The following is a 25,792-nucleotide window of genomic DNA, read 5'->3' on the forward strand; positions in this document are numbered from 1 at the left end:
GCCATAAAAATATTTTTTTTAAGGAGAATGATTATGAATTCAATAAAAGAACTAAAAGAACAATTAGGATATGAAGAAATCGGTCTCGATGATACATTTACATTTCACTGTACCCAATGCGGAAAGTGCTGCATTCACCGGGAGGATATTCTCTTATCCCCGAAAGATCTGTTTAACATAGCAAAAAAATTTCAAATTACACCAGCGGAAGCCTTGGAACAATATTGTGAAACTTATATTGGATGTAACTCCCGTTTCCCGATAGTCCGCCTGAGACCACAAGGAAGTGTCAAACGCTGCCCTTTATTAAAGGATCAGAAATGTTTGGTTCATGATGTAAAACCGACTGTCTGTGCCATGTTTCCGATTGGTCGGTATCTTACCCTTTCTGCGGATGATAGTTTTCCGAAAAATCCAGAAGAACTGTCTGTTGGATATATCTTTAATAATCCTGAGTGCGGAGACGGAATCGAAACACATACCGTCCGGGAATGGTTTCGTAGTTTTAACATTCCACTAAAAGATGACTATTTCTTTACATGGACAAGAACACAGGCAACACTCTGCAAACATCTACAATTTCTGGAAGAACACATATCAGAAAAGACCATGATTTCAATATGGAATGCTACTTTGATAACTCTGTATCTGAACTATGATATTACAGAAGATTTTCAAACGCAATTTCAGCAAAATTCAGATGCAATCCTATCCTTAATTGAAACACTAGGAACTGTTGACATTCCTAAGAAATCATAAACAACTATAAATACTTTGAGCCGACCAGTTTTGGACGGCTCTTTTTCATATCACTTTACATTCTGGCAGCTCTTTTGTTTCCTGTTCTTATCACACGCAATCCATTCATCCAAAGTAAGCGGCTGATAATTTGAATACATACAAAAACAGTTAATCATATTACATGGAATATGCTGTGTTTCCCCCTGTGTATTCAGAAATGTTGTTTCAGATGTGATTCCTTGAAATCTTTCCAGCAATCTCTGATCCTGCGTATCGTGTACATGTCCATACAACATATAGGTTTTTGGGTTTCCTTCTGCATTCAATTTATACTGTCCGTTATAACACATAATAGGATAATGACAAAGTATCACTTTTCTCTTATTATCGCTAAGTTCCTCATACATTTTAATCCACTCAAAGCGTGAACTGTCGAAGTTTGGATCCTTGACATAGTGGTCATGGTTTCCCTGTATCAGATATAGACGTCCGTTCAATTTCTGAAGCAACTGGTTTGTTTCTTCAGATTTCCCCCATGATAAATCCCCTAAGATAACAACTTCATCCCTATTACGCACTTTACTATTCCACTGTTTCAGCATATAATCATTCATTGCATTTACATTTGCAAATCCACGTTTATCCATTTTTGTATTCAAATTTTCATGAAAGAAATGTAAATCTGCAATATAATATCTCATTTTATATCATTCCCTCAATCTTGTTTAAATTATCAATATTTACAACTGCCCAGAACACTCTTTTTAAATCTTTCCCTTTCAAAGTTGATGCCGGGATTACCGAATCTTTACCAAATTCCTGAATAAACTGATTTCTGAGTTTACGAATTTTTTGTCCTTTTTCTGGTCCCGATAAATGCTCCATACCTAATTTTTTTTCAATCTCTAATGCCTGTTTTACCTTATCCCAACCCATGCCTGAAATCATCAGTTCATACATCAAGCGAACCAGGGATGCTCCGCAGGCAACCGTTTTGGGATCATACTGCACTTTCCTGTTTAAATATAACGAATGAAAATCATTAATAAACTTTTTCAATTCTGCATCTTCACCGCTATCGGCTTGTTGATAACGCAAAAGCTGTTTCTCAACATCTTTTACGATATATTTAGGTTCATAATCTCTTCCCTCCAGCGTGCTCCCCAGTGTAATCTTCCTTGTATTCCATTCTTGTTCTGCCCGTTTTAAATACTTTTCTTTCACAACAGAGCATTGCATCTCGGATATACAGTTTCTGGACAACATCATAATATCATAGAACTGCTTCACCTGTTCATCCAGCCTTTCATTTTGTACGCCAATCGTATTACAACCTAATGTGGTGAGCTTATCCGCAAATAAATAATTCAATGGAAGGATCTGATAGTTCCATGAACTGTTTACCGCAAATATGTTTTCTCCCGTTCTTCTTTCATATTCCCATTTTTCTGGCTGGAGAATAAATTCTATTTTTAATTCCTGATAGGGAATACTCTCTCTCTCCATATTACGTTCTGCATTGGATAGTACAGAAGGAACTTTCGTGTAATATGTATGTAATGGAAGATTTGTTTTCGGATTCTTAGGGCTATGTTTATGAAAGTAAAACAATTCGTCTTCTGTCCCCAAATATTCTTCGATTTTCCTCAATGTTTTCTTTATTTCCTCTTCTGTTCCAAAAAATAACATATCAATGTCTACACTTGTTCTTTGAGCATCCCTTGGCAGATAAAACTGCGTGGCTGCACCACCTTTCAATATTATTTTATCTCCTAGTATTTTCTGAATATGCAAGAATAATTCAAGATCCCATAAAAACAGTTCCATTCTCGCCATATTTTTAAACCCAAATTCTTCCATTCTCTTCTGAAAGGTTTCTCTCTGAAATGCTTCCTCTTTATGAAATAACTTTTTGTAATCCAAATTTTATTCTTCCCTTCTAAGTATTTTTCCAAACTCTATTGCCGAATCTGTAATAAACCGATTTTCAACGATAAAGCGAATATCATATTGTATATTCCTTCTTGATGCTACTGTTATCAGCTTCTTTTTATCTATATTTCCCAATCTGCTGAGATTCTGATAAATTCTTACCAATTCTTGCAATGATAGTGGATATCCGTTTCTCGTTATTGCAAAATAAAGATCTGCAAAAGCCTTCTCTATACTTGCCAGACCTTCACTACTGTACTGAAAATCCTCCGTTGTGTATAAAATCACCTGCATATTATGGCTACCTGAAAACATAGCATCTTCATACATTTTTTTCGTGTATTGTGGTTCTATCACCTCAAATCCTTCTGCTAATAAATTGTTATATATTTCCTCTTTTGCTGCTTTTTCAATAAATGCAATGACAGGATATTGTTCTGGTATGTGTAACATATATTTTGCCAAAATATCCAAACCGGATATATAATAATAAAATCCCAGCTCATCCATGTAATTTTTCAATTTTTGGGCTGTTTCACATAAAATAATTCCCTGTCTGCCTTTCAAATCATTGAAGGAAAATACACCGTTTCGCACTCTCTTAATGTAACCCGCCTCTACTAATTTAGAAAGATTCCAATATAAAGTAGACTTTTTTAACTCCGGGAAAAGGGGAATTACTTCATCTGTATAAAAGGTAGTTTGATTCCCAAGATTTTGTTTGATTATCTCGTATTTTTTTTCTAATGCTGTTTTGCTATTCATACTACACCTACTTTCTTTTCGTAGTATATCACATAGCACCTATAAAAACAATAAAATAAACGCAAAGTTTATATTTGCGTTTATTTTATTGTTTTTATTTATAATTCAATCTATTTGCAAATATATTTGTAATTTCAATAAAAAATACGCAAATACTATATTTGCGTATTTTTATTGAAACTCACTAGAACTGCAACAGCAGCTCATATAGCATCCTATAACGTTTTCCAATCCAGCCTATTCTTTATAATGGAATGATCCTTGGAACTTGTACTCCTGCTGTAATTCCCATTTCTATCTTTCTCCTATAATCCCGAAAACTATGGATACGAAACCCAGGCATTCCCCAAGCACAAGAAATTTTGCGAACATAGTACTCGTTTGATTTTGTGAATATTTTCCCTTGCTTCCTGTGCAATAACTTCATAATCCGTAACGACTGAGTTGAAATCTTAGGAAACGTTCCATTAACTTTTTTATACAAATCTCCTCTTTTGGTTTCTTCCAAAATAATAGTTTTTCCATGCATACAGGACCATTCTATACATGGAATATCTGCACTTCTTATCCCTGTTTCCATTGCAATTCTCAAAAATAAGGAAGTTTCAAAATCCTTTTTATATAGGAATTGATCTGCTATCATCTTGTAATGATCAACAAAATAAATTTCTCCTATCTTTCTTTGTAGTTCTGCCAAAGATATGCTATTCAGCCATTCCAGTTTTCCTCTGTATTTTTCAACAAATATCATCCCCTGCTCAGCTTCAAAAGATTGCCTCAAATCACGGATAGCCTCTGACCAACATTTTCTTTGTCCAGGTAACAATAAACATACCATTTTCTGTAAAAATTTTTCTTCACTATCCGGATTCCACTGTATTAAACGCTTTAGTTCTTCATAGGCTTGATTTACTTTATATTCCATTGTACTATTTCTCATCTTCAGATTCTCCTTCGTATGGCTCTAAAATCTTTGAAGCCCTCTCCACAAACATCCTGTCTGCCCCTGAAATCTCATATTCTTTCCAAAGTGTCTTATGTATCTGTTCCTCTGTTAAATCTCTACACTTTTCCTGCAGCATACGGACAAATGGATATATCATAGTCGCATGAATATTTTTCCCGGATCGTACCATATCTCCTTCCATTTGATATGCTTCCTGTAAGCATTCCAGTATAATGCGAACATCCGTAACACTTTCTCTCATTGTGCTTCCCCTCATCAGGCTTATCCTCCTATTTACATACGTACTCTCAATCCATCTAATCTCGACACGTTCAGTCCAACCAGATACCAGTCATCTCCCATTTCAATTCGGACCGGAACCCAAACATTTTTCACCTTTACATCAAAACATTCCCCGCAATGTAGTCCTCCATAAAAAGATTCCAAATCAAAACGTATATCATACCTCCCTGTTTCAGTATCATAAAACAATGTACCTTCTCTGTGTTCACTCATAATATCTGCCTCCTTAAATTTTTCTTTTACTTAGTAATTACCTCATCTCTATACAGATTGAAGAAATTCCGGAAAAATTTCATAAAAGTTTTTCCGATACCGATAATAGGTAGAAGAAGTTAACCCCAACTCCCGCTGCAGTTGTGTCGGTGTTACCTTCTTTTGTACCACCCTCATAAATTCCTGGTTAAACTTTTCCTGTTCTATAGCCCGTGGTCTTCCTACTTCATCCCATTCACCCCGAAGCCTTTTTGCCTCCATACCTTCCTTTTGTCGCTTCTCCTTTTTCTCCATCTCTGCCTGTGCCATGGATGCATAGAGTTCAATCATCATATTATTGATTGTTTCTATCATCATCTTTGCCAGATTATTTTCCATCTGAGACAGGTCAAACAACGTGGTAGGAAGTTCCAATACCATTACCCGAACCCCTTTTTCTTCTAAAAAACGTAGCTGCTTTAAAATCTCCTGCTTGTTCCTGCCAAGTCTGTCCAGCTCTGTAATAATCAGGGTATCCCCTACCCGTAAAACATCTTCCACAAGAACGGTATAACGTGGTCTGTCAAAATTTTTACCGGTTATCTTATCTGTAAAAATACTTTCCAGTTTAATTTTCTGATTTTCACAGAACCTCTTTATTTCTATAATACCTCGGTCCAAGTGTTGTTCCTTAGTACTGATTCTGTGATACCCATAATATGCCATACGTATCCCCCTTTATACATTCCCAAAAAGTCTTAAAATATTTTGGCATATCTCAAAACTTTCTTATATACTTTTTGGAAATAAAAAAATAGCCTATTACATCTCCCATCAAAAAGCATACTTTTTGGGAGGTGACTTTCACTACTTCTGTACGCAAGATGGCATAAAAAAGCAACAAAAAAAGACAGAGGTTTTTAAAAATTTCCTCTGTCTTCAGATCAACTATTCTGGAAAGATGTCCATCTTTTTTCCTTCAAACTTATATCCTACACCTCTCACTGTTTTAATATAGCGGCACTGCTTTAGCTCCGGTTCAATTTTCTTTCTCATACTGGATACCAGACAGTACACAATATTATCAATGCTTTCCGGCAATTCCTCGTTATAAAGAATCTCAAAAATTTTTTCTTTGGTAAATATCACACCTGGTCTCCCTGACAAAAGCATAAACAATTCATACTCTGCTTTCGTTAAGACGATCTCCGTCTGTCCTCTATAAATCTTATGATAATCCGGATAAATCCTAAAATCGGAATTTTCTTCATCCTCTCCCCGGATGTTTTTTATATTTTCCACTACATATTCTTTGTATCCCAATACAGTTGAAATAGTTACTTTCCCCAAGCTACACTTCCCTTCTGTTTTCTCTTATTTAGAAATCTCATCACACAGATTCCTTTTAAAAATGATTCTCTATTCTCCATTCATCGATAAGCTGGACAACCTGCGTTAAATTGGTATACCAGATATAATGTCCTCCATTTACAATATATAACTGGTGATTACCAGATTCTAAATCCAATTGATTTCTATGAGCAGTCTCCCATGCCGGAACATTTTGTACATTCTCTGAAGAAATCATGGTTAATACAGGAAGTGCCGATGGGAATTTTTTATTCTTTATAGAGAGTAATGATTGATCCATCCCGTTCACTTCATTTCTAATCGTATCGTTGCTGCTTAAAGAATATGCCTGAATGTATTCCTCCCTATCACTCTCCGTATAAGTGTACCCGGAAACCTGTGGTAATGCTGCCCCATATTTATCTGGATCTGTTTTCAGTGCCATCTGGAATTCTTCCAAAGAAGAAAAAGAATTCTTGATTTTCTGAAATTCATCAATTCCCTGCAGCATATATTTCTTTTCCATTTCCATAGCCTCTGCCAGTTCTTCATCATATACCGTATTATCAACAGCAATGAAACCTTTTACTTTTTCGGGATAATTCTGTACAAAGTTGAGTCCATATACTCCAGAAATCGAATGTACCAGCAATACACACTGCTTAATTCCCATGGTGTCCAGTGCAGCATTCAATTCACTATTGATATTATCTACAGTTCGATCCGTTGCTGCAACATCACTAAGCCCATATCCAAACGGCTCTACAATCACTATGTTAAAACTCTCATCTAAAGATTGTGCCAGAGGTTTGAAGTAGATATGCGGTGATGGAACTCCCAGAGCCGGCATCATCACCAATGTGGTTTTTCCTTCATCTGCAAATGTTTCTCCACTTGCATCCAATTTTCCATACAAAGCAAGATGCATATTATTCCCTTTCACCGTGATATATTTACTCGCATATCCAACTTGTGTTGCTCCCATAGCATATACCATATTAGAATTCCCTACCAAAAATGCAAACAGCATCGCAACCGTCACAATTCTTGAGATTTGCTTTTTGTATCTTCTCATACGCTCCCTCCTAAGTAAATTATTTCAAATATTTTTTCAGTTCTTCTACCTTGTCTAATCTTTCCCATGGAAGGTTGAGATCATTTCTTCCAAAATGTCCATAGGCTGCCGTCTGTTTATAGATTGGACGGCGGAGATTCAACGTCTGAATGATTCCTGCTGGTCGCAGATCAAATTCTTTTCTTATCATATCTACCAGACTCTCATCTGAAATTTTCCCGGTTCCAAAGGTGTCTACCATAATAGAGGTCGGATGAGCCACCCCAATTGCGTAAGACAACTGAATTTCACATTTTTTTGCTAGACCTGCAGCCACAATATTCTTCGCAACATAACGAGCAGCATAAGATGCAGAACGATCTACTTTCGTACAGTCTTTTCCAGAAAAAGCTCCGCCGCCATGCCGTGCCATACCACCATAGGTATCTACAATAATCTTGCGTCCTGTTACACCACTATCTCCGTGAGGACCACCGATGACAAAACGCCCTGTTGGATTGATGAAAAATTTTGTATTCTCATCTACCAGTTCTGTTGGAATAATCGGTTCCAATACATATTTTTTTATATCTTCGTGGATCTGCTCCTGTGTCACATCTGGATCATGCTGTGTTGACAGAACCACTGCATCCAACCGGTGCGGAATACCTGCTTCGTCATATTCTACAGTAACCTGACTCTTACCGTCCGGTCTTAAATAATTCAACAAACCATCTTTACGGACCTGCGTAAGCTGCCGAGTCAATTTGTGTGCCAGTGAAATTGGATATGGCATAAATTCATTCGTTTCGTCACATGCGTAACCAAACATCATACCCTGATCCCCAGCACCAATTGCATCAAGCTCTTCTTCTGACATTTTGTGTTCTTTTGCTTCCAATGCCTTATTCACACCCAAAGCAATATCTGCTGACTGCTCATCAATTGCCGTTAAGACGGCACAGGTATGTGCATCAAATCCATAATCTCCGTTGTCATAACCAATTTCTTTAATCGTTTCTCTTATCACCTGCTGCATATCTATATACGCATTGGTCGTGATTTCTCCTATCACTAATACCATACCCGTTGTAATTGCAGTCTCACAGGCCACTCTGCTCATCGGATCCTTCTCCATAAGAGCATCCAATATGGCGTCTGATATGGCATCACAAATTTTGTCCGGATGCCCTTCTGTTACTGATTCTGAGGTAAATATTCTTTTTTCCATAGTAAATTCTCCTTTGTATCAATATTTCATATTTGTCAATAACATAAAATATCTTTACTATTATTACTATATTTTTTGTCTACATTGTACTTTTTTCTGTCCGGTTGGTTTTATCTTTAAACCAAATAACTTTTCTATTCTTCTACGAAATAACATATCCGTCTGATTAATTCTGGAATATTAACAGGACTGGTTATATAGTCGCTTACACCCTCATGGCGATATTGATATTCTAAAGATAAATCTTTATTATCAGTGAATATAAAAAACGGCAACTCTCTGAATATTGGCTCCTTCGTGTTTTGATATATTCCAGCAAGCTTTTTCATAGAATGAAAAAAATCCATAGCAATTCCATCTTGTAAAAACAAATCACACAGAATCAATTCAATATCTTGACATTCTAATAGTTTATTCTCTGCTTCCCATATAGTTTCTACCATAATCATATATATCCCCTTTTTAAGAAGCTCTGTTTGTATAATAGACGTGATTTCCGAATTCTTTTTTACAAGAAGTATCTTATGAAAAGTAGCTCCCTCTCCATTGGATTCTTTATAAGCATATTCCAATAATGTTTCCTTCACTAAATCGAATTGTAATTTATTCATGCATATCTTAGCTCCCTTTTCCAATGCTTCTTTCTCATAATATTTTTTGTCATAGCATGTAAAGAAAAGGAATGGAATTTTGTATGTTTTCTCCCGCAAGTATTCTAGCAGCTCCATTCCACTCCCATCTGACAATTTCAAATCCGAGCCTATAATGAGTATTTGTTCCTTTTCTATAAGCTCTTTTCCTTGTGATACTGTAAATGCAACTAATACATGATATCCTTTTCGCTGTAGAAAGTTTTTTATATGCCAAATGTAATTACTATCGTCCTCTATTAACAATATCTTTTTCATTTCTTATCTCCATTAAAAAATAATAGCAATGAGAAGTTACCTCTATTTTATTTGTATCTAAGGCACCATACCAATTTCATCATAAACCACTTTAAGCAAGTCTGGTATATCTATTGTATATTTTGATTTTTTCTTTGCCTATTTTAATCTTATATATTTTTAGCATACATCATTCTCCCCATAAAAAAAGCAGTGTCGTCCACTGCCTTTTCTCCATCACTTAATCTGTTATTTCCACAAATGAGTATCTTTCCTCTTTCTTTTGCACAATTGCAGAACCCGTTTGTTCTTGTATCGTTTTTAACAATTCTTCTACATATATTTGAGCTTCATGCACTTCAATATTCATGGCGTATGCAATTTCTCTAATTGAAAAACTCAACTCTGAATCGCTCATCAACAGTTGTAAAATCTCCCATTGCATATCAGTAATTACAATTTCTGTACCATTATAAATCATCCTTTTCTTGTCAAATTCAATATCCCATTTTCCGAAATGAATTCTTTCTTCTTCTAATATATTTTGCATATCTAATCGCATAACTACAAAAGATACTTCCGGCCAACATTTCTTTAATAATTCCTCTGCTTTTTTTCTTTCCTCACAATTCTTAAAGTATAATAATTCTCCCATCCTCTATCTCCTCATATCATTTATCATTATACTTTAAGTTTACATCCGAATTATTGCAGAAATCTTATTAAATTATTCCTTTAGCCTTTTTTCTACGATACTATCTTCATTGTATTTGTGTAACTGACCGCCCAATAAACGCTTTCCTATAATAATCCAAGTATCTCTATTGTACTGATCCATATCCCTATACAATTCCATAATTTCTCTTTTATTATCCTGCTCTCTCTGCTGTTCCTCTTCATCTTTCCTCAATATATAATCAACAGGGACCTTAAAGAATTTGGATAATGCAAGCAACATATCACCAGAAATATTCTCGTCTACCTTTTCATACTTACTAATTGTCTGCTGACTGACTCCTATTTCTTCCCCTAATCTCGTCTGAGTCAGGCCTAATTTTTTTCTTAATTCAGATATTCGATTCACAAGCGTACACCTCCCGATACACTCATTTTACACTTAAATACGCCTGTATTTTACTTCGTTTAAGAGTATTACTACTATGTATCATAGTATATCGTAGTATTACTATCATCATTTCCACACATCTATACCGAAAAAAAGTCAATCTATACAAACAATATTACAATTTCTTTTCTTTTAAATATACTAGTGCTTATAGGGGAGGAGAAATGCTTATGAAAAAACTATTATTGATTAGCAACCCGTCCGTCTTGGGGAAAAATCTGGAGAATATCTTAAAGCAAAATTATCATACCGATTTTATTTCCACCGTACCAAAACAAATCGGCAGCATACCATTTAACTCTTATAATGCTTTGCTCTTGGATTTCACACTGTTACATGAATATAGTCTTATCATATGTAAGACTGCAAAAAAGCACTTCCCAAATATTATTGTTCTGTTTTTATGCGCTACCAATATTCCAGAACAAATTATTTTGGATTTCTATGAAGCAGGTGCCGATGACCATTTATATTCGACCCTCTCATCACCAGCACTTTTACAGAAAAAATTGGATATCTTATTTAGTAACCATCATCCAACCACAAAGTATGAAGACAGCCACATAACTTTAAATTTTGACTCCTTGACCGCAGTGATTGAAGGTACTGCTACTTCTTTTACTCCATTGGAATTTAAGCTACTCAAACTGCTTTCTTTAAATCCAAACACCGTTTTAACCAGACAACATCTTTTATATTCTCTATGGGATCGAAATGGGAATTATGTAGAAGAAACTTCTCTCAATAGTATGATCTGCCGCATACGGCAAAGAATTGATACCGAAAATCATCATTATATTAAGACAATATATGGAATTGGATATATGTGGAGTACCTATTAAAGGAGCAACGTAATCTATTACGAATAACGTTGCTCCTTTCTTATCTTATGATCTAGTAATCACAGGTAATGAAACAATTACCCATAAGGCAATCTGCTATACACTTATATCTTGTTTCTCCACAGGCTGGAGTGTATATATTGACTTCTTCTTCCTGTAATTCAACATTCTCTAATTTTACATCGTTCATAAAAATCCTCCTTGTTTCATTCCGTACTTTTAATTATGCACATATCTAAAACGTAGCTGACAATATTGGCATTTAGTTAATGTACAATCGTCTATATAGAATTTCTCCTACTCAATATTACTCCATAGGGGTTATAAGAGCACTTCCACCAATACAATCTGTTACACACGCTTTTCTTGTTGTGCCACAATCGTCTGTATATACATTCACTTCTTCTATCTCTATTTCATTATTTTTTACTATTCTCTCACTTTCCATGTCTTTTTTCCTTTCTGTATAAATTTATTCAGTTATTATTAGTATTCAATATTGAGCCAAGCACCTCCGCCCAAGCAATCATTTAAACAATGAAACTGAATCTCTCCACAATCATCCGTATAAATGCTTACTTCTGCCATAAGGAGTTCTCTTGCCTCTTGTTCATCTCTTCGCTCTTTCATCCGACTTTCCTCCTTCCTATTAATATTTTTGATAACATCAGTATACTATTTTAAAATTTCATCTCCATATTTTATGTACAGATTACATTTTTTTCTTTCTATTTGGATAACTATTCCATTCTTAGTTGATCAATAATTGATTTTTTCTTCTGTTCTCTTATTTGATAAATAGATAATATAACCTGTATTAACAGAAGCACCAATACGTATATACCCATATAAAAAAACGGAAATGAATATTCTACCACTTTCCCATAACAGCTTATACTCATTTGACGACAAATTAACATTGCAATAGGAGTTCCAATTAGCAAAGTCATACAAATGCTTAAGATAGAATAGCACATACCTTCACCGATAATAACTTTATAAAGCTGCTTTTCTGTCAATCCTATAGACCGTAAAACACTATATTCACGTCTTCTAAATAATTGATTTGACAATGTTGTGTTAATCAAATTTATCACACCAAAAAGAAAAATTAGGATTGAAATTACCTGCAAAACGAAATATATTGTATTGTCTTTCTCATATCCCTTCACTCTTTCGCTAAAGCTTTCGATTGCAATATCTTCGTTTTTTGAAATCGTATTTCGAAGATTTTCATCAACACTGCTCTGTTCCTTTGGATCAATGTTTATTCCCCATGTGAAATCAAAATTTTTTATTCCAGGCAATAATTCTTTAAAAGCATCTTCCGTCATACACATCATCGCAGCATTAAATCCCCCACGCCCACTTCCTAGTGCAGATGCAAATTTAGTTGATTGGAAAATTCCTGATACTGTTACTGGGATTTTCTCTTTCCCAAAGGATATCTCAAATTGCATTCCTACCTTTACTTCTTCCCCAAAATCTTCGTAACCAGTCTTTACTAATATTTCATGGGAATTTTCAGGCATTCGCCCTGCAACTAATGAATCTTCAATTTCTTTCTTATTTTGCGTGGTAATCATATCACACATTCCTCTTCCTCCATATCCCTTATATTCGAAGGTAAAGGTTGCTGATTTTCTTAATGTTTGCATCTCATTTATGCCTGGAATACTACCAATTTCTTCTTTCAAATTATCATTAAGGGGATTCCCGGAATATAATAGTTCCGTAGGTTCTTTATCTGACTTTATATATATTTTATAATCAGCATCACCAAAATAGTGTTGTGTCATCTTTACCGGAGACTGTAAAAGTAAAGCTGAAGATACCGTTAACAGAATAATTCCTCCGAGGCTTAATGATATAACAATGCTCCATACTTTTTTGGGTTCTCTCTTAAAATTCATTATTCCCAAAGATATTGGCGTAAGCTTTCTATTTTTTTCTTGTGCTGATATTTTTATATTACTAATTGCTGTCATCCTCACAGATTCCATCGGTGAGGCCTTCATTGCTATTTTAACTGGTTTATTTATAGAGATGCTGACAATAATGCTACAGATAGCTGCGGTTATCATTGCACATACGATATAATTCCTAATATTAATCCCTTTTGCTAGTATTATCGCTGAACAAAGAACTGCTAATGTAATACCTATCAGTATTCCTCTAACACCTAAATACCTTCCTTCCTTTTTTACAATCTTTTTTATCTGCTTTTGTGTCATTCCTATCGTCCTAAGTTGTCCGTAATTTTGTATTTTATTAATTATAGAAATTTGGAAAATGCTTTTTATAACAGTATAGCTTCCTATCAAAACGAGTCCAATTAATATTCCTAAGATACCTAATTGATCTGCAGAAATCATTTGATTAACGTACCGAAAATATCGATTATTAAATGCTACAGGTAGATTATTTATTTCACCAATTTCGCTGCAATATTTCTTTATTTCTTCAGCATTTTTTTCCTTCACATGCACATAAACCATGCTGGAGTCTTCATTATAGTCTTCATAATTTTTCAGTTTTTCCCAAGATATTAAAAATGGAAATGTTTCTCCACTAGTTGCCATATCAAGAATCCCTGAAATCGTGTATTTTCCTGATAGCTGTTCCGTGTTTAATGTAATCTTATCTCCTACCTTTTTATCTTTATCATATTTATCCAACCATTTTTTACATACGACAATTTGAGCTTCTTCCTCTGGAAGTTCTCCACTAAATAAACTCATCTGGTTTCTCATCATATAGAGCATTGGCTGATCCATGTAAAAAAAAGCAGCAGTATATGTTTTATCAGACGGTATATCCCCAACAATGTAGTATTGTCCTACTCTTTCAAATCCCGTTTCTTCTCTTAGCTTTAACAGTTTTTCTTCTGAAACATTCATGTATACTGCTTCGTATGTATCCTGAATCTGTTTTTTTTGTACTTCCAGCAGTGAAGTCGCAATTAGTCCTGAAAAGCATATCAAAAATGATGCTAGAGCTATAGAAATCACTAACATAATATTTCTTCGCTTTTCAGACCGAAGATTCCTCTGTACAATATTTTTTATTGCTTTTTTATCCCCTTGTTTTCTCATCTTCACCAACTCCAATTTTCAAAAATTTTCCGTCTTCAATCCTCACTATTCGTTCTGCTAAATCTGCAATGTGCTCGTTATGAGTAATCATCACAACACTTTGCTCAAATTTTCTACTCGTGCTTTGAATCAATTCCAGTACATCCTGGCTCGTCTTGCTGTCAAGATTTCCTGTAGGTTCATCTGCAAGTATAATTGCCGGCTTCGTAATCAAGGCTCTTGCAATGGCAACACGCTGCTGTTGTCCACCAGATAACATATTCGGCATACTTTTCAGTTTCTCCTTTAAACCGAGCATATTAATAATTTCGTTCAAAAATACCTGATCAACTTCCTGCCCATCTAATTCAATTGGCAAAACTATATTCTCATAAACATTTAACATGGGGAGTAAGTTATAGTTTTGAAAAATAAAGCCTATATTCCTTCTTCGAAAGATTGTAAGCTGCTCATCATTTAAGTCTGACAATTTTTTTCCTTGGATTTTAATTTCCCCAGAGGTAGGTATATCCAATCCTCCCAACATATTCAATAAGGTAGATTTACCACTTCCGGATGTACCAACAATAGCTACAAATTCTCCCTTTTCAACACTAAAATCTACTCCATCTAATGCCTTTGTTATATTAGGCTCCTTTCCATAATATTTTTTTATATTTCTTGCTTCCAATACTTTCATAATTTATTTCTCCTTTCAATTCATTCTTTAATTCGTATCTATATATCAATGAAAGGCTACTCGATTTTATTTTCTCGAATAGCCTTCCATGTTTTTGTATGTATTACTTAGTTGTATTTAAAAACGCTCCGCCACCGATGCAATCATTTTCACATTTCTTACGAACGATATCGCAGTCTGGCAATTCATAAATATCAACTTCTTCCTTTAATAACTCTTCGTTTTCAGTTACTTCTATTCTCTTTTCTTCCATGACACTGATCCTCCTCTTTAATAATCCGGATTCAGAAAAGATCCGCCACCAAAGCAGTCATTTTTACAATGATTCTGAATTTCTCCACAGCCTGCTGCATAAACATTGATTTCTTCTTTTGATAATTCCTGAGCTTCTTTTTCTTTTAATTCGTTCATAGTCTACTGTCTCCTTTCCGAATTTACTCCGCTGCTGTAACTAAAGCTAATACCCAAAAACAATCTGTTACACAATTATACCTTGTCACACCGCAGTCATCCGTATAAACATTTACTTCCTCTTTGTTAAGTTCTGAGGATTTTCTTTCTGTATTGAATTCTTCCATAGAACTCACCTCCTTATGCCTATATTTATACGCTTTCACATACCTTTTATCTATATTTCTTGTCTAAATTGCTCTTTTTTCTTCCTAGTTGGGTTCTTCCTCCCATCTTCTCTTTACCTCCTCCATATACTCAATATAAATTTCTAAATTTTTCCTTCTATTTGCTTTAGAATCATAGTAAAACAGCACATAATTTAATACTGCTTTTAAGAAAATACACCGATAATCATAAGGTTCTTCTGATGCTAGACAATGCCCACCGCATATATAGCGATAATCACATTCTTTACATATTTCTTTATATTCAGCACAGAACAACCTCTTAATTTCATCTTTTTTCAATAAATTTTCTAATTCCTGTAAAATTTTCTGTGGCTCATCGGACAGTATATTTCCCATTCGAACCTGGTTCTGCTCCATACACTGGCACATGTAAATATCGCCTTCCGGGAAAATTGCCATAACTTTTCCATAGCCCCCACAAGAATTTCTTACCTGAACTCTTTGATAAAAAGCTCCCCCAATTTTTTTATCCTCGTATCCCTGGTTCAATATATATTTTACTATCTTCAGGTTCATATCAAGATGCTCCATATCTGTTAAAATTTCAGAGTTTTCTTTCGCCCTACCCACGGATGAAACTATATTAAAAAGAACATCTATGTCATATTTCGCAGCTATATCAATCAATCGATACAAATCCATCTCATTGGTTTTCTCATAAATGAAAGTAAGGACTACCTTTATTCCGGCTTGCTGACACATCTCTATATGCTTAATTAGCTGCTGCTCCTTTTCAGGTGTTCCGAACATGTGCATGGTACTGAAATCAATTTCATCTATATATCCTTTGAGTTGTTCTGTTAATTCCTCGGTAATCGCAAGACCATTGCTCTGTAGTGTAATTGGGCAAGTCAAACCATTTCTTAATGCTTTTGCAATTTCCACAATTTGATCTTTAATCAGTGGCTCTCCACCTGTAAGAATCATTTTATGTGGTTTATTTTTCTGAAAGAACGGAATCACCTTATTCTGTATATCCTCCAGCTTAAATTCTTTTTCTGGACGAAGCTTGTCGTTTGCACTGATCGCACAAAAATCACAATTCATATTACATTTCCTGGTTACCATCAAATATACCGTATTGATTTTCTCATGATTCTTCTCTATTTCTTTTACAAATTCAGTTTGCTGCTCCCATACAGGGAATAACTTTTCCTGAAACTCTGGTTTATCTAAATTGTCTGCAAATCTTTTACTTACCCCCAGGCAGACTTTTCCTACCGGATCAATTAAAGCCACTTTTTCTCCCTCAGTTATCTTAATAAACTCATTCATCTTACTTTCCATGACGTAAATATCTCCTTTCATATTCTTGTTTCAGCTTTTCAAGCTGTTTTTCAGTTAAGTTTGTTTGAATCAGATGGTACATCCACTTCGTCACTTCACAATTCACTTTTATAGGTTGATATACATTTTGGTGAATTTCATAATTTGCCACCTGACAGCCTCTTGTTTTACAATGTCTAATGTATTGACATTTTTTACACATTGTATCCTCTTGATCCTCTAGGTAAATAATCTCTCGAATCCTCGGAACATCCAACCCGGCTTCTACAGAACCGATTTTAAATTCTGGAAGTTCCGCACAAGTATAAATCCCACCATCCGTTGTTACATAGCAAGTTGTCAAACCTGCCTTACATGCGTAAAATGGACATGGAATCAGGAAAGATTTCAGATATTGTTCCCAAAGATTCCAAAAGATTACTTCTTGATTTTTTTGTATATGTGCTTTATATAAACCAAATACCTTCTCTATCTGTTCTCGTAATCCCTGTATCTGCTCATCACTCCAGGAGCAATAATAATCAATTCCCGACTCTAATTTTTTAATTCCTAAATCAAGCAAAAACTGGAAACTTTCTGCATAATATTGATAGTTATTACTTGTCACAACACTGGCTACCGAAATCTGATTTCCTGTTTCCTGCTCATATTTTCTCAATAACGGAAGGTTCTTCATAATTTTTTCAAAGCTTCCGGTTCCTGCATAATCTCTCCTGTTCAAATTCTGAACATACTCAGGACCATCTAAACTCACCTTCACCTCAAATGTATTTTCCACAAAAAAATCAATTACTTCATCTGTAACTAACGTTCCATTTATCGTAGTACTGAACTTGCATATTAAGTTTGTTTCCTGGCATTTTTTCTTCGCATAATCTACCACATCTTTCATCAGATTAAATGCCATAAGGGGTTCCCCTCCAATAAAGTAAACCATAAGTGTCCGATCATGCTGTTTATTTGCTTCATGCACAGCAATATCGATTGCCTTTTGAGCCGTTTCTAAACTCATGTATGTATTTTTCTTCTCGCCCAGATAGCAGTAAGTACAATTCAAATTGCACTTATTTATGATCTCTAATGACAATGTATACATTTTCCTGCCTCCTAAACTGTAAATTGGTTCAAATTTCTATTTGTTTTCTTCTGGAAATCCAATCTTTCCACCATATTAAATAAGGGATATCGCAAAATAATTTCTGTCTTCGGATTTTCCATGGCATATACCCTGATTCTCTCTTTATACTCACATATTTCCTGATAATTGTTGTGATCAATAAATAGCACCGGATACTGTTCTGCTGTTTTTATATTTCTCAATTTTTCCATTCCACTTTCAAAAGTATCACATCTCTCTGTTCTCGTTACTTCCCGTATGAAATGCTGCTCTAAAGGTTCTTCTATACGGTTCGTTAGAAAATAACACTGTTTCTGCTTCAATGTTTGATATGGATAATAGTGATTCAAAGTGTTGAGAGTAAACTGTAAAATTGCCTGTTCATGTTCATCCTCATAATTGCTTAAATACCCTGTTATTACAGCACACCCAAAGCTATTGCCCTGATAAAACTTAGGAATGCCTAAATGATAAAGAGAAAAAAATTTAGAGGAAAAAATCACATCCTTTCCTATCCCATCATATTGGAAAACCTGTAAAGGATTCTCTATGTCCAGGCATCTTATTCCCATTACAAAAGGGAAGGAAGCCGGATAGGTTGCTTCTACTTGCTGATTAGAGTATGCTGCCACAATCAAAATCCCCTTTTCTGTAGCTGCTCTACATACCTCCTCTATTTCTTTGTGATATTTGTACTCATCTCCCATACTCATATTAATTATGTCTACCTGTTCCTCTATCAGTAATTCAATACCTTCTATCATATCCAGAACCGTACTCTTTTTGTTCTTCCTCACAATGGGTACCAGAACAATTTCAGCTTCTGGGTTTTCCTTTAAAATAAAAGAACAGACATATTCCGCATGGGTAAATCCAAAGGCATCTTTACTGTATTCCTGACCTTTCCACTTGCAGTCTATTTTTACAATTTTCTTATCCTGAAAAAAAGGATTATCAAAAGATCCATTGGAATCCAACACACCTATCCTCACTTTTCACTCACCTGCCTTATATGTAGCTTCTCCAAATCCACAATAATATCTGCTTCTCGCAATTCTTCCAGATTGTGCGTAGAAAAAATAATAATTTTCTCCCTTGATAACGCATGCAATAATTGATAAAAACGCCCTCTTCGTTTTTCATCAATATTTGCTGTCGCTTCATCAAAAATCAGAATTTGTGAATTTTTCAAAATATTCCTCATAATATCTAAACGCCGCATTTGTCCTTCTGAGAAATTGCATGGATCTATCTTTATCTCGGTATCCCATACCATTTCTAAAGTATGGATTTCATCATACAAATCCAAGCACTTTGCCACTGTATCCATTTCTTCTTCCGAAACAATATGTAGTAATCCCATATTCCGTCTTACCGTATCATTGAAGAACTGTGTACGCTGCATAACATATCCTGTATTTTCCCAATAGCTGTTAATATCTAATTCCTGCAAATCTGTGTTATTCACAACTACTTTTCCTTCTGTCGGTTGATACACACCTGTTATAATTTTGAACAGAGTGCTTTTGCCTTGTCCACTTTTTCCATGAACTCCGTAAAGAGTGCCTTTTTCGAACTTCAAATTGAGCCGGTCAAATACCTTCTTATTCGACTCTGTATAAGAAAAGCTCATCTCTTCTAAGGAAATGTTGTTAACTGTTGTTACTTTCTCTCCATCTCCTTGTTTCTGATCCGGATACTGAAGCAAACCATTGATATCCTTTAAGGAAACTACGGCTGTATGATACTCGTTAGCAAACTGTGCGATTCCAATAATAGGATTCATAATAATTGTCTGGTAATTCATCAAGGCCATAATGGTACCTATGGTCATATTTCCTTTAAATACTTCTTGTGCACCGACTACCCAAATTATGACTGTTCCTATAAACTGAATCACGAGTATCGTAGATGTATTCAATATGTACAACAAATTCTGGCGATTCGTCTCTTTTTTGTATTTCTGATTTTTCTCAAAGTACATATCATGCACATATTGCCCACATTGAAAGAGTCTTGTAATAAACCAATTATCATAGGTGTTTGTCAGAACATTGGTTATGCTGTTATATCCTTCCAAAACTTGACCACTGGTTTCCTGTATCAATTTCCCCAGGATTCTACTAATAAAAGGAACACTGACAAGTAAGATAATATTGGATACGGCAATCCCCTTATGGATAGAAAACATATATGGAGGAACAACCACCAGGATAACAATATTGGAAACCAATGTGATAATACTTGTGATTCCACATTGTTTCACTGCTGAAACATCTTTATCTACTTTCAGCAAAATGTCACTTAGCTTTATCTTCTCAAAAAAATTCACGCTTACTGTTGATAATTTATCTTCTACCTTTTGTCGCATATCTGCTGCTATCTCTTCCGAAATAACAGCCACGATATAACGCTGTACATAATTCATAAGGTAGTTCAGCAGTAACATGCCCAGGAACACCACCAGAAGGAGCATAAACGCAGATAAACTGGTACTATGTGGATTCCCCAAATCATCTATCACTTTTCCCTGCAGCTCCGGACGCACCAAAGAAACTCCCGCCGTTAACACAATCGTTGCTATTGTTAAAATATAGGAAGGTAGTAACTTTTTCTTAAAAGCATACTCTTTTAAAAATCCAAGATATGGACGGCTTTCTTTACTTTTCATCGCTTAACCTCTTGGCAATCTTCTCTCCGAACTCACTGAATTTTAAATCTTCCTCCTGGATATAGTCTATATACACTCCTAATTTTTCTCTAACTATTTCAATCGGCTGCTGTAAATAATATTCAAGAATCTGCACCATTGCCTTATAAAAGATATGTTCAAAAATACACTCTGCATCCGATGGTACATTAATCTTCCCTGTATTGATAAAATTCATATATCCGCATTTCATACCATGACAAAAATCTCGGATTGTGCATCCCTTGCACTTCGGATCGGTTTTATCAAAGTTCGACATTGCTATTAATTTTGCCTTTCTTATATCAACGCCTTCCTTGATATTACCTATACAATATTTTTCATTACTTGTAAGAAATCCACATGGATATATCTGACCATTCGGAAAGATCTTGAAATTTCCAATTCCGGCATCGCACATGCCAAAGCAGTTCCCAAAATCACACAACATATTAAACATTTTTCCATCAAATTGATCTATAGTAAAAACTCTGCCCGCTGCTGCCTCAGCCAAATAGTACCGCAAAATTTGTCCCACCTGCTTTTCAAATTCTGCCTTCAGCTCATCACATATTTTTAAATATACATCCATAATCATACAGATGTTATCCAATCCATGCTCATGCAGGTAACAGATATTTTCGAACATATACGGAATGGTATTTTCTGTGACCGTCATTCTTACAGAAAAATTCAATCCACTATCCTTTACCTTCATGATATTCTCAAAAATTTTTTCATAGCAAGAAACTCCATCTTTCGCAACTCTGTTCAAATCATGGGTTTCCTTATTCCCATCAAAACTAAGGCGTACTGTAAAATGATTTTCTTTCATAAATGCAATGAACCGATCATCCATCATGGAACAGTTGGTAGTAATATAATACTTTACTTCCCTTTCCGGATAATTATCTTTGATATAGGCTACTGCCTTGTAAATTAAATCTTTCTTCAGCAAAGGCTCACCGCCCAAAAAATCAATCAAGACTTTCCCTCTATCCCCATAATTCATCATAAACTCCAAAGAGTCCACAAGTGTTTTTTCATTCAACTGATAATGGTTATGGTAGTCTTCATAACAATACTGACATTTAAAATTACAATCTGTTGTCATATATAATGTGAAATTATACATATCTGTCTACTCCTTTCTTGAATATACTAAAAACAATTTTAATCAAATTCTCCTATCTCGCCATATATTTTGATTATTTTGCGTATTTTAGTGTCTAAATGGCATAAAAAACAGGCCTCGATATTCTTAATACCAAGACCTGAAAAACTCTTATTAATAGATTCCAACTTCTTTTCCAAATTTATACATATATTGAGTTACCGTCTGTATAGCATGCTGCACAGATTGTCTGCCTGCACTATCATAGGAACTTTCCTTTTGAGCATCCGCCGCAAGCCCTTTCGCATGTTTTGCTGCGGAATACATCAAATCTCCTGTTGATGTATTTAATGCGGTTGTATATACGGATGAGCCAAACGAATTTCCTGCTATTGTGTAAGATTTACGGTTTTTATCAACATATTTTTCAAAAGCGGAATGATTGCTGTTTACTGCTGTCAAGTTCGATGCATGATGCGGTTCATTTAAGTCTGATACATAATGGGTGCCTTTTCCTAAGTTTGACATAGCCAATTGTACATCTCCTGCACGATACGCATTTACTGCTGCCTGAAAATATGACTCTGCTCTTGTCCTAGCTGTCGGAGATTTTTGACCAAGCCAGTTTTTTCCAGTATCAGGATCATAAAAGTGTCCTGCAAAAGTTCCTGCATCTGTTTCATTTCCAAGTTTATCCGGCCAGTCGGTTGCCTCCATAAGAATAGATGAGTTCAGCTCACCATTGAATGCACTATTTCCTTTATCATTGCTCAGAATTTTAAGTGCGTTTGCAACAATATACTGATGTGTATGATCTACCCCACCAGACGAAAATCTTTCATCTGGATTTGTGCCATGCTCAATCGGAACTCCTTCCCCGTAAAGTTCATCAGAACCATTCGCAATATCCTGCACTTTCGTTGGAAGTTCTGGTTGTTCCGCTGCCATAACTGGCATCGTTCCCAATAAAGCCCCCACTGATACCATGGCAATAAATAGTTTCATTTTTTTTCGCATACCCATGCCTCCTCTTCTTTTTTCTTTATTTTACATCCTGCTTCAAGAAAAAACATATAATTTGTTTAGTTTGCATTTTTTATGCCCTGCCTGGACCAATAAAAATGGCACTTATTTTCCATAAGCACCATCTTGTCACACTATATTTCTATCGGAATAATCACAGAAACAGAAAACATATCATCTAAAACACTAAATGATACTTCTCCTCCATAATCTTTCACCACACTTTTAATATTTTTGACACCAAACCCATGATTTTTCTTATCTTCCTTTGATGTTTCCAGTGTTGCATTTTCTCGCAGATAACGTACTTGTGAATCTCTTAGGCTATTTTCACATAAAATTGACAAGAACCCCTTTACTTTTTTAGCCTTTAACTGTACTAAACACTCTACCATAGGATTTTCTTCTTTCATTAACCGGCATTCTCTTAATGCGTTATCTATTGTATTCGAAATTATGACACATAAATCCTCATTTCTTATCTGTCGAAACTCTGTAAAATCGGCAAACACCTTAAATTCAATTCCCTTTTCGATAGCCTCCAATCGTTTCGTATGAAGCAAATTATCAATAAAAGTATTCCCTGATTTATAGTAACTTTGATACTTATTTAATTTACGTTCAATACCATTAATATACTCTATTTTTTGTTCTGGCTCTATATTTTCTTTCAATGCCTCCAAATGATTTTTTATATCATGGGAAAGCCTGCGGATATTTTCCATATCTTTCGATTGTTTCATATAATAATCATACTGCAAGCTCATCTCACTTATTTGAAGCTTTTTTTCATTTTCGATTTTTTTTACATTTAAGTAGTTCTCCAAAATCACTATGTTACAGACAGTTCCTAAAAACATAACAATAGGAACTATTGATATTGTAATAACTGACCATATGTTTCCAATAATTACCTTTTTATCATTATATAGGTTATCGGTACATACTGCCATAACTATAATATTAAGCAATAACGGGATGAAAATTGTCATCACATTAATGCTTGATAAATGCGGTGGAATTCTTTCTATAATTTTCTTTAATGTCAAACATCCGGCAATAATAACACTTTCTGCAATTACCATCATCACCACTTGGTATATTCCTGGTAATTCAGCTAATACTCTATTTCCACTATATGGATATAGGAAAATACTGCTTAGTAATTGCCCTAATAACGAAATAGATAAGAAAATACTGCCTATCAAAATACAATATTTCATATTCCGTTGAAATAAAAAATGTCCTATAAACATGACAATAATCACAATCGTAATATAATTATAAACGATATGTATGGATACCCCATTCTCCATTACCCGCACCAGAAAAATACTTCCAATGCACAAAACATAGGAATACCAATTTTTCTTTCGATACTCTTGATTGTTTTTTCTATCAATCAACAAATATGTAATCAGAAAAATATTAATTATTGAAAAAAGATTCTTTATAATACTCTGTGCATACACACTATACACTTCCTCCCCGTTCTGCCATTTTTTTCATTAGGTTTTGTTTTCTAGACCGTGTAATATAAATTTTAGCTCCGGAATAAAGTGTAGTGGTAAGATCATGTAATGATTCAATACAATCGACATTTACAATAATACCATTATGACAACGTACAAAATAGTATTTTTCCAAGCGTTCTTCTAAATCTCTCATTTTAAAATATCCATCTTCCTGATTTCCATTTCGTAGATGAAATAAAACCTTTCGTTTCACGGTTTCAATGTATTCTATATCGGAAAGAAATAGTTTAAAGTATCCTTTCTCATTCTTTACTGCTATGTATTTTTGCTCATATGACTCTAGTTTTCTTAATGCTCTATTCATTTCACAATTAATCTGTACTTGTGTAATTGGTTTTGTAATAAAATTTTGGACATCATACTTATATCCAACCCCTAAAAATTCATTATGAGATGATACATAAAGAATAATTGATTTTTCATCATGTCTGCGGATAATATCCACCAACTCCATGCCATCCATCGCAGGCATCTCTATATCCAAAAAGAAAATTTGGAATTCTTCTTTTAAAGATTCCATTAACTGCAACGGCTTTGTATATTTTTTTATACAAAAGTCCTTACCATTTTTCTCTGCATAAATTTTTAGCATTTTTTCAACTGTATCTACAAAATATTTTTCATCATCACATATCGCTATTTTTATCACTCATATCACCTATCTGCTTCTTCAGCATATTTTCCATCTGTGCTTCATTTAGCCTTCTTCCCATCAACAATAACGTAGCTTTATTTATCTCATCTAACTTTTGAAAAACATCCCATAATTCTTCAATTTGACTTTTACACAAATCACTATTATCTCCATATACCAAAACATCTATTGGTATGTCAAATATATTTGCCAGTTTCACCAATAAGCTACAGGGAATATTTTCAATATCTGCCTTTTCAATCCTGCTGATTGTCTGTTGACTCGTACCTAACTTTTCGCTTAATTCTTTTTGAGAAATCCCCAATTCCTTTCTCTTTCGCCTAATTATATTCATTTTCACCACCACATCAATATAATAAAACACTTACTACCAGTCACTTCATAAGTTGGTATTTATAATAAAAATAGCGTATTTTTACCCATATTTCAAGTTTTATTTTCAAAAAATTATAATTGAGGAGCATATATCGTTACTGTTCAGAGGTATGCATAAGTCATTGTAAAAAATGACGAAATTTATTTTTTTATTTTGTGGATAACCATTCGCGGCAGGAAAAACTGTGTTTATAGTTTTTCCTGCTGTTCTTT

General features: G+C 34.6%; 32 protein-coding genes. 2 read left to right on the top strand and 30 right to left on the bottom strand.

Translation table 11 applies throughout. The features are described 5' to 3' along the window. Positions 1–33 precede the first annotated feature (33 nt). Positions 34–759 carry a YkgJ family cysteine cluster protein gene (locus MUB35_RS25440; RefSeq protein ID WP_015526827.1) on the top strand — a complete coding sequence of 242 codons (726 nt, stop codon included), beginning with the start codon at positions 34–36 and terminating at the stop codon, positions 757–759. A 50-nt stretch (positions 760–809) separates the two neighbouring features. Here MUB35_RS25440 and MUB35_RS25445 read toward each other — a convergent pair whose 3' ends face one another. From MUB35_RS25445 to MUB35_RS25505, 13 genes are all read right to left on the bottom strand, one after another. Further along, on the bottom strand, positions 810–1,442 hold the full coding sequence (locus tag MUB35_RS25445; RefSeq protein WP_015526826.1) for a metallophosphoesterase: 633 nt from the start codon (positions 1,440–1,442) through the stop codon (positions 810–812). A gap of 1 nt (position 1,443) precedes the next feature. Then, positions 1,444–2,664 (bottom strand): nucleotidyl transferase AbiEii/AbiGii toxin family protein, encoded by a 1,221-nt coding sequence (locus tag MUB35_RS25450; protein ID WP_117457422.1) that lies wholly within the window; start codon positions 2,662–2,664, stop codon positions 1,444–1,446. 3 nt (positions 2,665–2,667) lie between these two features. Then, positions 2,668–3,438, bottom strand: coding sequence for a DUF6577 family protein (locus tag MUB35_RS25455; protein ID WP_117457421.1), 771 nt, complete (start codon positions 3,436–3,438; stop codon positions 2,668–2,670). Positions 3,439–3,682: 244 nt separating this feature from the next. Then, positions 3,683–4,378 carry a hypothetical protein gene (locus MUB35_RS25460; protein WP_015526825.1) on the bottom strand — a complete coding sequence of 232 codons (696 nt, stop codon included), beginning with the start codon at positions 4,376–4,378 and terminating at the stop codon, positions 3,683–3,685. After that, positions 4,368–4,661, bottom strand: a complete 294-nt coding sequence (locus MUB35_RS25465) for a hypothetical protein (protein WP_015526824.1) — start codon at positions 4,659–4,661, stop codon at positions 4,368–4,370. The genes MUB35_RS25460 and MUB35_RS25465 overlap by 11 nt, the downstream gene beginning before the upstream one ends. A 17-nt stretch (positions 4,662–4,678) precedes the next feature. Then, positions 4,679–4,900, bottom strand: coding sequence for a DUF5348 domain-containing protein (locus tag MUB35_RS25470; RefSeq protein ID WP_015526823.1), 222 nt, complete (start codon positions 4,898–4,900; stop codon positions 4,679–4,681). A 48-nt stretch (positions 4,901–4,948) separates the two neighbouring features. Further along, positions 4,949–5,605, bottom strand: coding sequence for a recombinase family protein (locus tag MUB35_RS25475; RefSeq protein ID WP_005340281.1), 657 nt, complete (start codon positions 5,603–5,605; stop codon positions 4,949–4,951). Positions 5,606–5,827: 222 nt separating this feature from the next. After that, positions 5,828–6,229 (bottom strand): winged helix-turn-helix domain-containing protein, encoded by a 402-nt coding sequence (locus tag MUB35_RS25480; RefSeq protein WP_025579072.1) that lies wholly within the window; start codon positions 6,227–6,229, stop codon positions 5,828–5,830. Positions 6,230–6,284: 55 nt separating this feature from the next. After that, positions 6,285–7,304 carry an alpha/beta fold hydrolase gene (locus MUB35_RS25485; protein WP_015526822.1) on the bottom strand — a complete coding sequence of 340 codons (1,020 nt, stop codon included), beginning with the start codon at positions 7,302–7,304 and terminating at the stop codon, positions 6,285–6,287. 19 nt (positions 7,305–7,323) lie between these two features. Next, the gene (metK, locus tag MUB35_RS25490) at positions 7,324–8,514 is read right to left on the bottom strand and encodes a methionine adenosyltransferase (protein ID WP_015526821.1); all 1,191 of its coding nucleotides are present in this window, start codon (positions 8,512–8,514) and stop codon (positions 7,324–7,326) included. A 134-nt stretch (positions 8,515–8,648) separates the two neighbouring features. Next, a complete protein-coding gene (locus MUB35_RS25495) occupies positions 8,649–9,422 on the bottom strand; it encodes a response regulator (protein WP_117843961.1) in 774 nt (257 codons plus the stop codon). A 220-nt stretch (positions 9,423–9,642) separates the two neighbouring features. Continuing rightward, the gene (locus MUB35_RS25500; protein ID WP_054337531.1) at positions 9,643–10,056 is read right to left on the bottom strand and encodes a hypothetical protein; all 414 of its coding nucleotides are present in this window, start codon (positions 10,054–10,056) and stop codon (positions 9,643–9,645) included. A gap of 72 nt (positions 10,057–10,128) precedes the next feature. Beyond that, a complete protein-coding gene (locus tag MUB35_RS25505) occupies positions 10,129–10,485 on the bottom strand; it encodes a helix-turn-helix domain-containing protein (RefSeq protein ID WP_054337530.1) in 357 nt (118 codons plus the stop codon). A gap of 212 nt (positions 10,486–10,697) precedes the next feature. On the opposite strand from MUB35_RS25505, the gene MUB35_RS25510 reads away from it, so the two are divergent. After that, positions 10,698–11,369, top strand: coding sequence for a winged helix-turn-helix transcriptional regulator (locus MUB35_RS25510; protein ID WP_054337529.1), 672 nt, complete (start codon positions 10,698–10,700; stop codon positions 11,367–11,369). Between the two features lie 52 nt (positions 11,370–11,421). Here the strand turns inward: MUB35_RS25510 and MUB35_RS25515 are convergent, their stop codons facing one another. From MUB35_RS25515 to MUB35_RS25595, 17 genes are all read right to left on the bottom strand, one after another. Beyond that, on the bottom strand, positions 11,422–11,559 hold the full coding sequence (locus MUB35_RS25515) for a hypothetical protein (RefSeq protein ID WP_173684409.1): 138 nt from the start codon (positions 11,557–11,559) through the stop codon (positions 11,422–11,424). A gap of 117 nt (positions 11,560–11,676) precedes the next feature. Continuing rightward, the gene (locus tag MUB35_RS25520; protein WP_173684408.1) at positions 11,677–11,817 is read right to left on the bottom strand and encodes a hypothetical protein; all 141 of its coding nucleotides are present in this window, start codon (positions 11,815–11,817) and stop codon (positions 11,677–11,679) included. Positions 11,818–11,855: 38 nt separating this feature from the next. After that, the gene (locus tag MUB35_RS25525) at positions 11,856–11,999 is read right to left on the bottom strand and encodes a hypothetical protein (RefSeq protein ID WP_173684404.1); all 144 of its coding nucleotides are present in this window, start codon (positions 11,997–11,999) and stop codon (positions 11,856–11,858) included. 110 nt (positions 12,000–12,109) lie between these two features. Next, the gene (locus tag MUB35_RS25530; protein ID WP_118045835.1) at positions 12,110–14,464 is read right to left on the bottom strand and encodes an ABC transporter permease; all 2,355 of its coding nucleotides are present in this window, start codon (positions 14,462–14,464) and stop codon (positions 12,110–12,112) included. Then, positions 14,445–15,143, bottom strand: a complete 699-nt coding sequence (locus tag MUB35_RS25535) for an ABC transporter ATP-binding protein (protein ID WP_117843958.1) — start codon at positions 15,141–15,143, stop codon at positions 14,445–14,447. Before MUB35_RS25535 ends, MUB35_RS25530 begins: the two co-directional genes overlap by 20 nt. 103 nt (positions 15,144–15,246) lie before the next feature. Further along, positions 15,247–15,396, bottom strand: coding sequence for a hypothetical protein (locus MUB35_RS25540; RefSeq protein WP_172538635.1), 150 nt, complete (start codon positions 15,394–15,396; stop codon positions 15,247–15,249). Between the two features lie 17 nt (positions 15,397–15,413). Next, positions 15,414–15,554: a hypothetical protein gene (locus MUB35_RS25545; RefSeq protein WP_165852526.1), complete on the bottom strand. Its 141-nt coding sequence runs from the start codon at positions 15,552–15,554 to the stop codon at positions 15,414–15,416. 23 nt (positions 15,555–15,577) lie between these two features. Next, positions 15,578–15,721 carry a hypothetical protein gene (locus tag MUB35_RS25550; RefSeq protein WP_173684407.1) on the bottom strand — a complete coding sequence of 48 codons (144 nt, stop codon included), beginning with the start codon at positions 15,719–15,721 and terminating at the stop codon, positions 15,578–15,580. An 84-nt stretch (positions 15,722–15,805) separates the two neighbouring features. After that, positions 15,806–17,071 carry a radical SAM/SPASM domain-containing protein gene (locus tag MUB35_RS25555; RefSeq protein WP_225084405.1) on the bottom strand — a complete coding sequence of 422 codons (1,266 nt, stop codon included), beginning with the start codon at positions 17,069–17,071 and terminating at the stop codon, positions 15,806–15,808. After that, positions 17,061–18,167 carry a radical SAM/SPASM domain-containing protein gene (locus MUB35_RS25560; RefSeq protein WP_117843956.1) on the bottom strand — a complete coding sequence of 369 codons (1,107 nt, stop codon included), beginning with the start codon at positions 18,165–18,167 and terminating at the stop codon, positions 17,061–17,063. The genes MUB35_RS25555 and MUB35_RS25560 overlap by 11 nt, the downstream gene beginning before the upstream one ends. Before the next feature lie 11 nt (positions 18,168–18,178). Then, positions 18,179–19,168 carry a S8 family serine peptidase gene (locus MUB35_RS25565; RefSeq protein WP_244807031.1) on the bottom strand — a complete coding sequence of 330 codons (990 nt, stop codon included), beginning with the start codon at positions 19,166–19,168 and terminating at the stop codon, positions 18,179–18,181. 8 nt (positions 19,169–19,176) lie between these two features. Then, the gene (locus MUB35_RS25570) at positions 19,177–20,859 is read right to left on the bottom strand and encodes an ABC transporter ATP-binding protein (protein ID WP_117843954.1); all 1,683 of its coding nucleotides are present in this window, start codon (positions 20,857–20,859) and stop codon (positions 19,177–19,179) included. Then, positions 20,849–22,012: a radical SAM/SPASM domain-containing protein gene (locus tag MUB35_RS25575; protein ID WP_054350812.1), complete on the bottom strand. Its 1,164-nt coding sequence runs from the start codon at positions 22,010–22,012 to the stop codon at positions 20,849–20,851. The genes MUB35_RS25570 and MUB35_RS25575 overlap by 11 nt, the downstream gene beginning before the upstream one ends. Positions 22,013–22,165: 153 nt before the next feature. Beyond that, complete coding sequence (locus MUB35_RS25580; protein WP_226824568.1) at positions 22,166–23,008, bottom strand: zinc dependent phospholipase C family protein; 843 nt, start codon at positions 23,006–23,008, stop codon at positions 22,166–22,168. A gap of 140 nt (positions 23,009–23,148) precedes the next feature. After that, positions 23,149–24,486, bottom strand: coding sequence for a sensor histidine kinase (locus tag MUB35_RS25585; protein ID WP_114002298.1), 1,338 nt, complete (start codon positions 24,484–24,486; stop codon positions 23,149–23,151). 1 nt (position 24,487) lies between these two features. Next, a complete protein-coding gene (locus MUB35_RS25590) occupies positions 24,488–25,198 on the bottom strand; it encodes a LytR/AlgR family response regulator transcription factor (protein ID WP_054337522.1) in 711 nt (236 codons plus the stop codon). Further along, complete coding sequence (locus tag MUB35_RS25595; protein WP_054337521.1) at positions 25,176–25,538, bottom strand: helix-turn-helix domain-containing protein; 363 nt, start codon at positions 25,536–25,538, stop codon at positions 25,176–25,178. The genes MUB35_RS25590 and MUB35_RS25595 overlap by 23 nt, the downstream gene beginning before the upstream one ends. Between the last annotated feature and the right edge of the window lie 254 nt (positions 25,539–25,792).

It is taken from the genome of Blautia sp. NSJ-175, assembly GCF_022867815.1.
Classification (GTDB): domain Bacteria; phylum Bacillota; class Clostridia; order Lachnospirales; family Lachnospiraceae; genus Blautia; species Blautia celeris.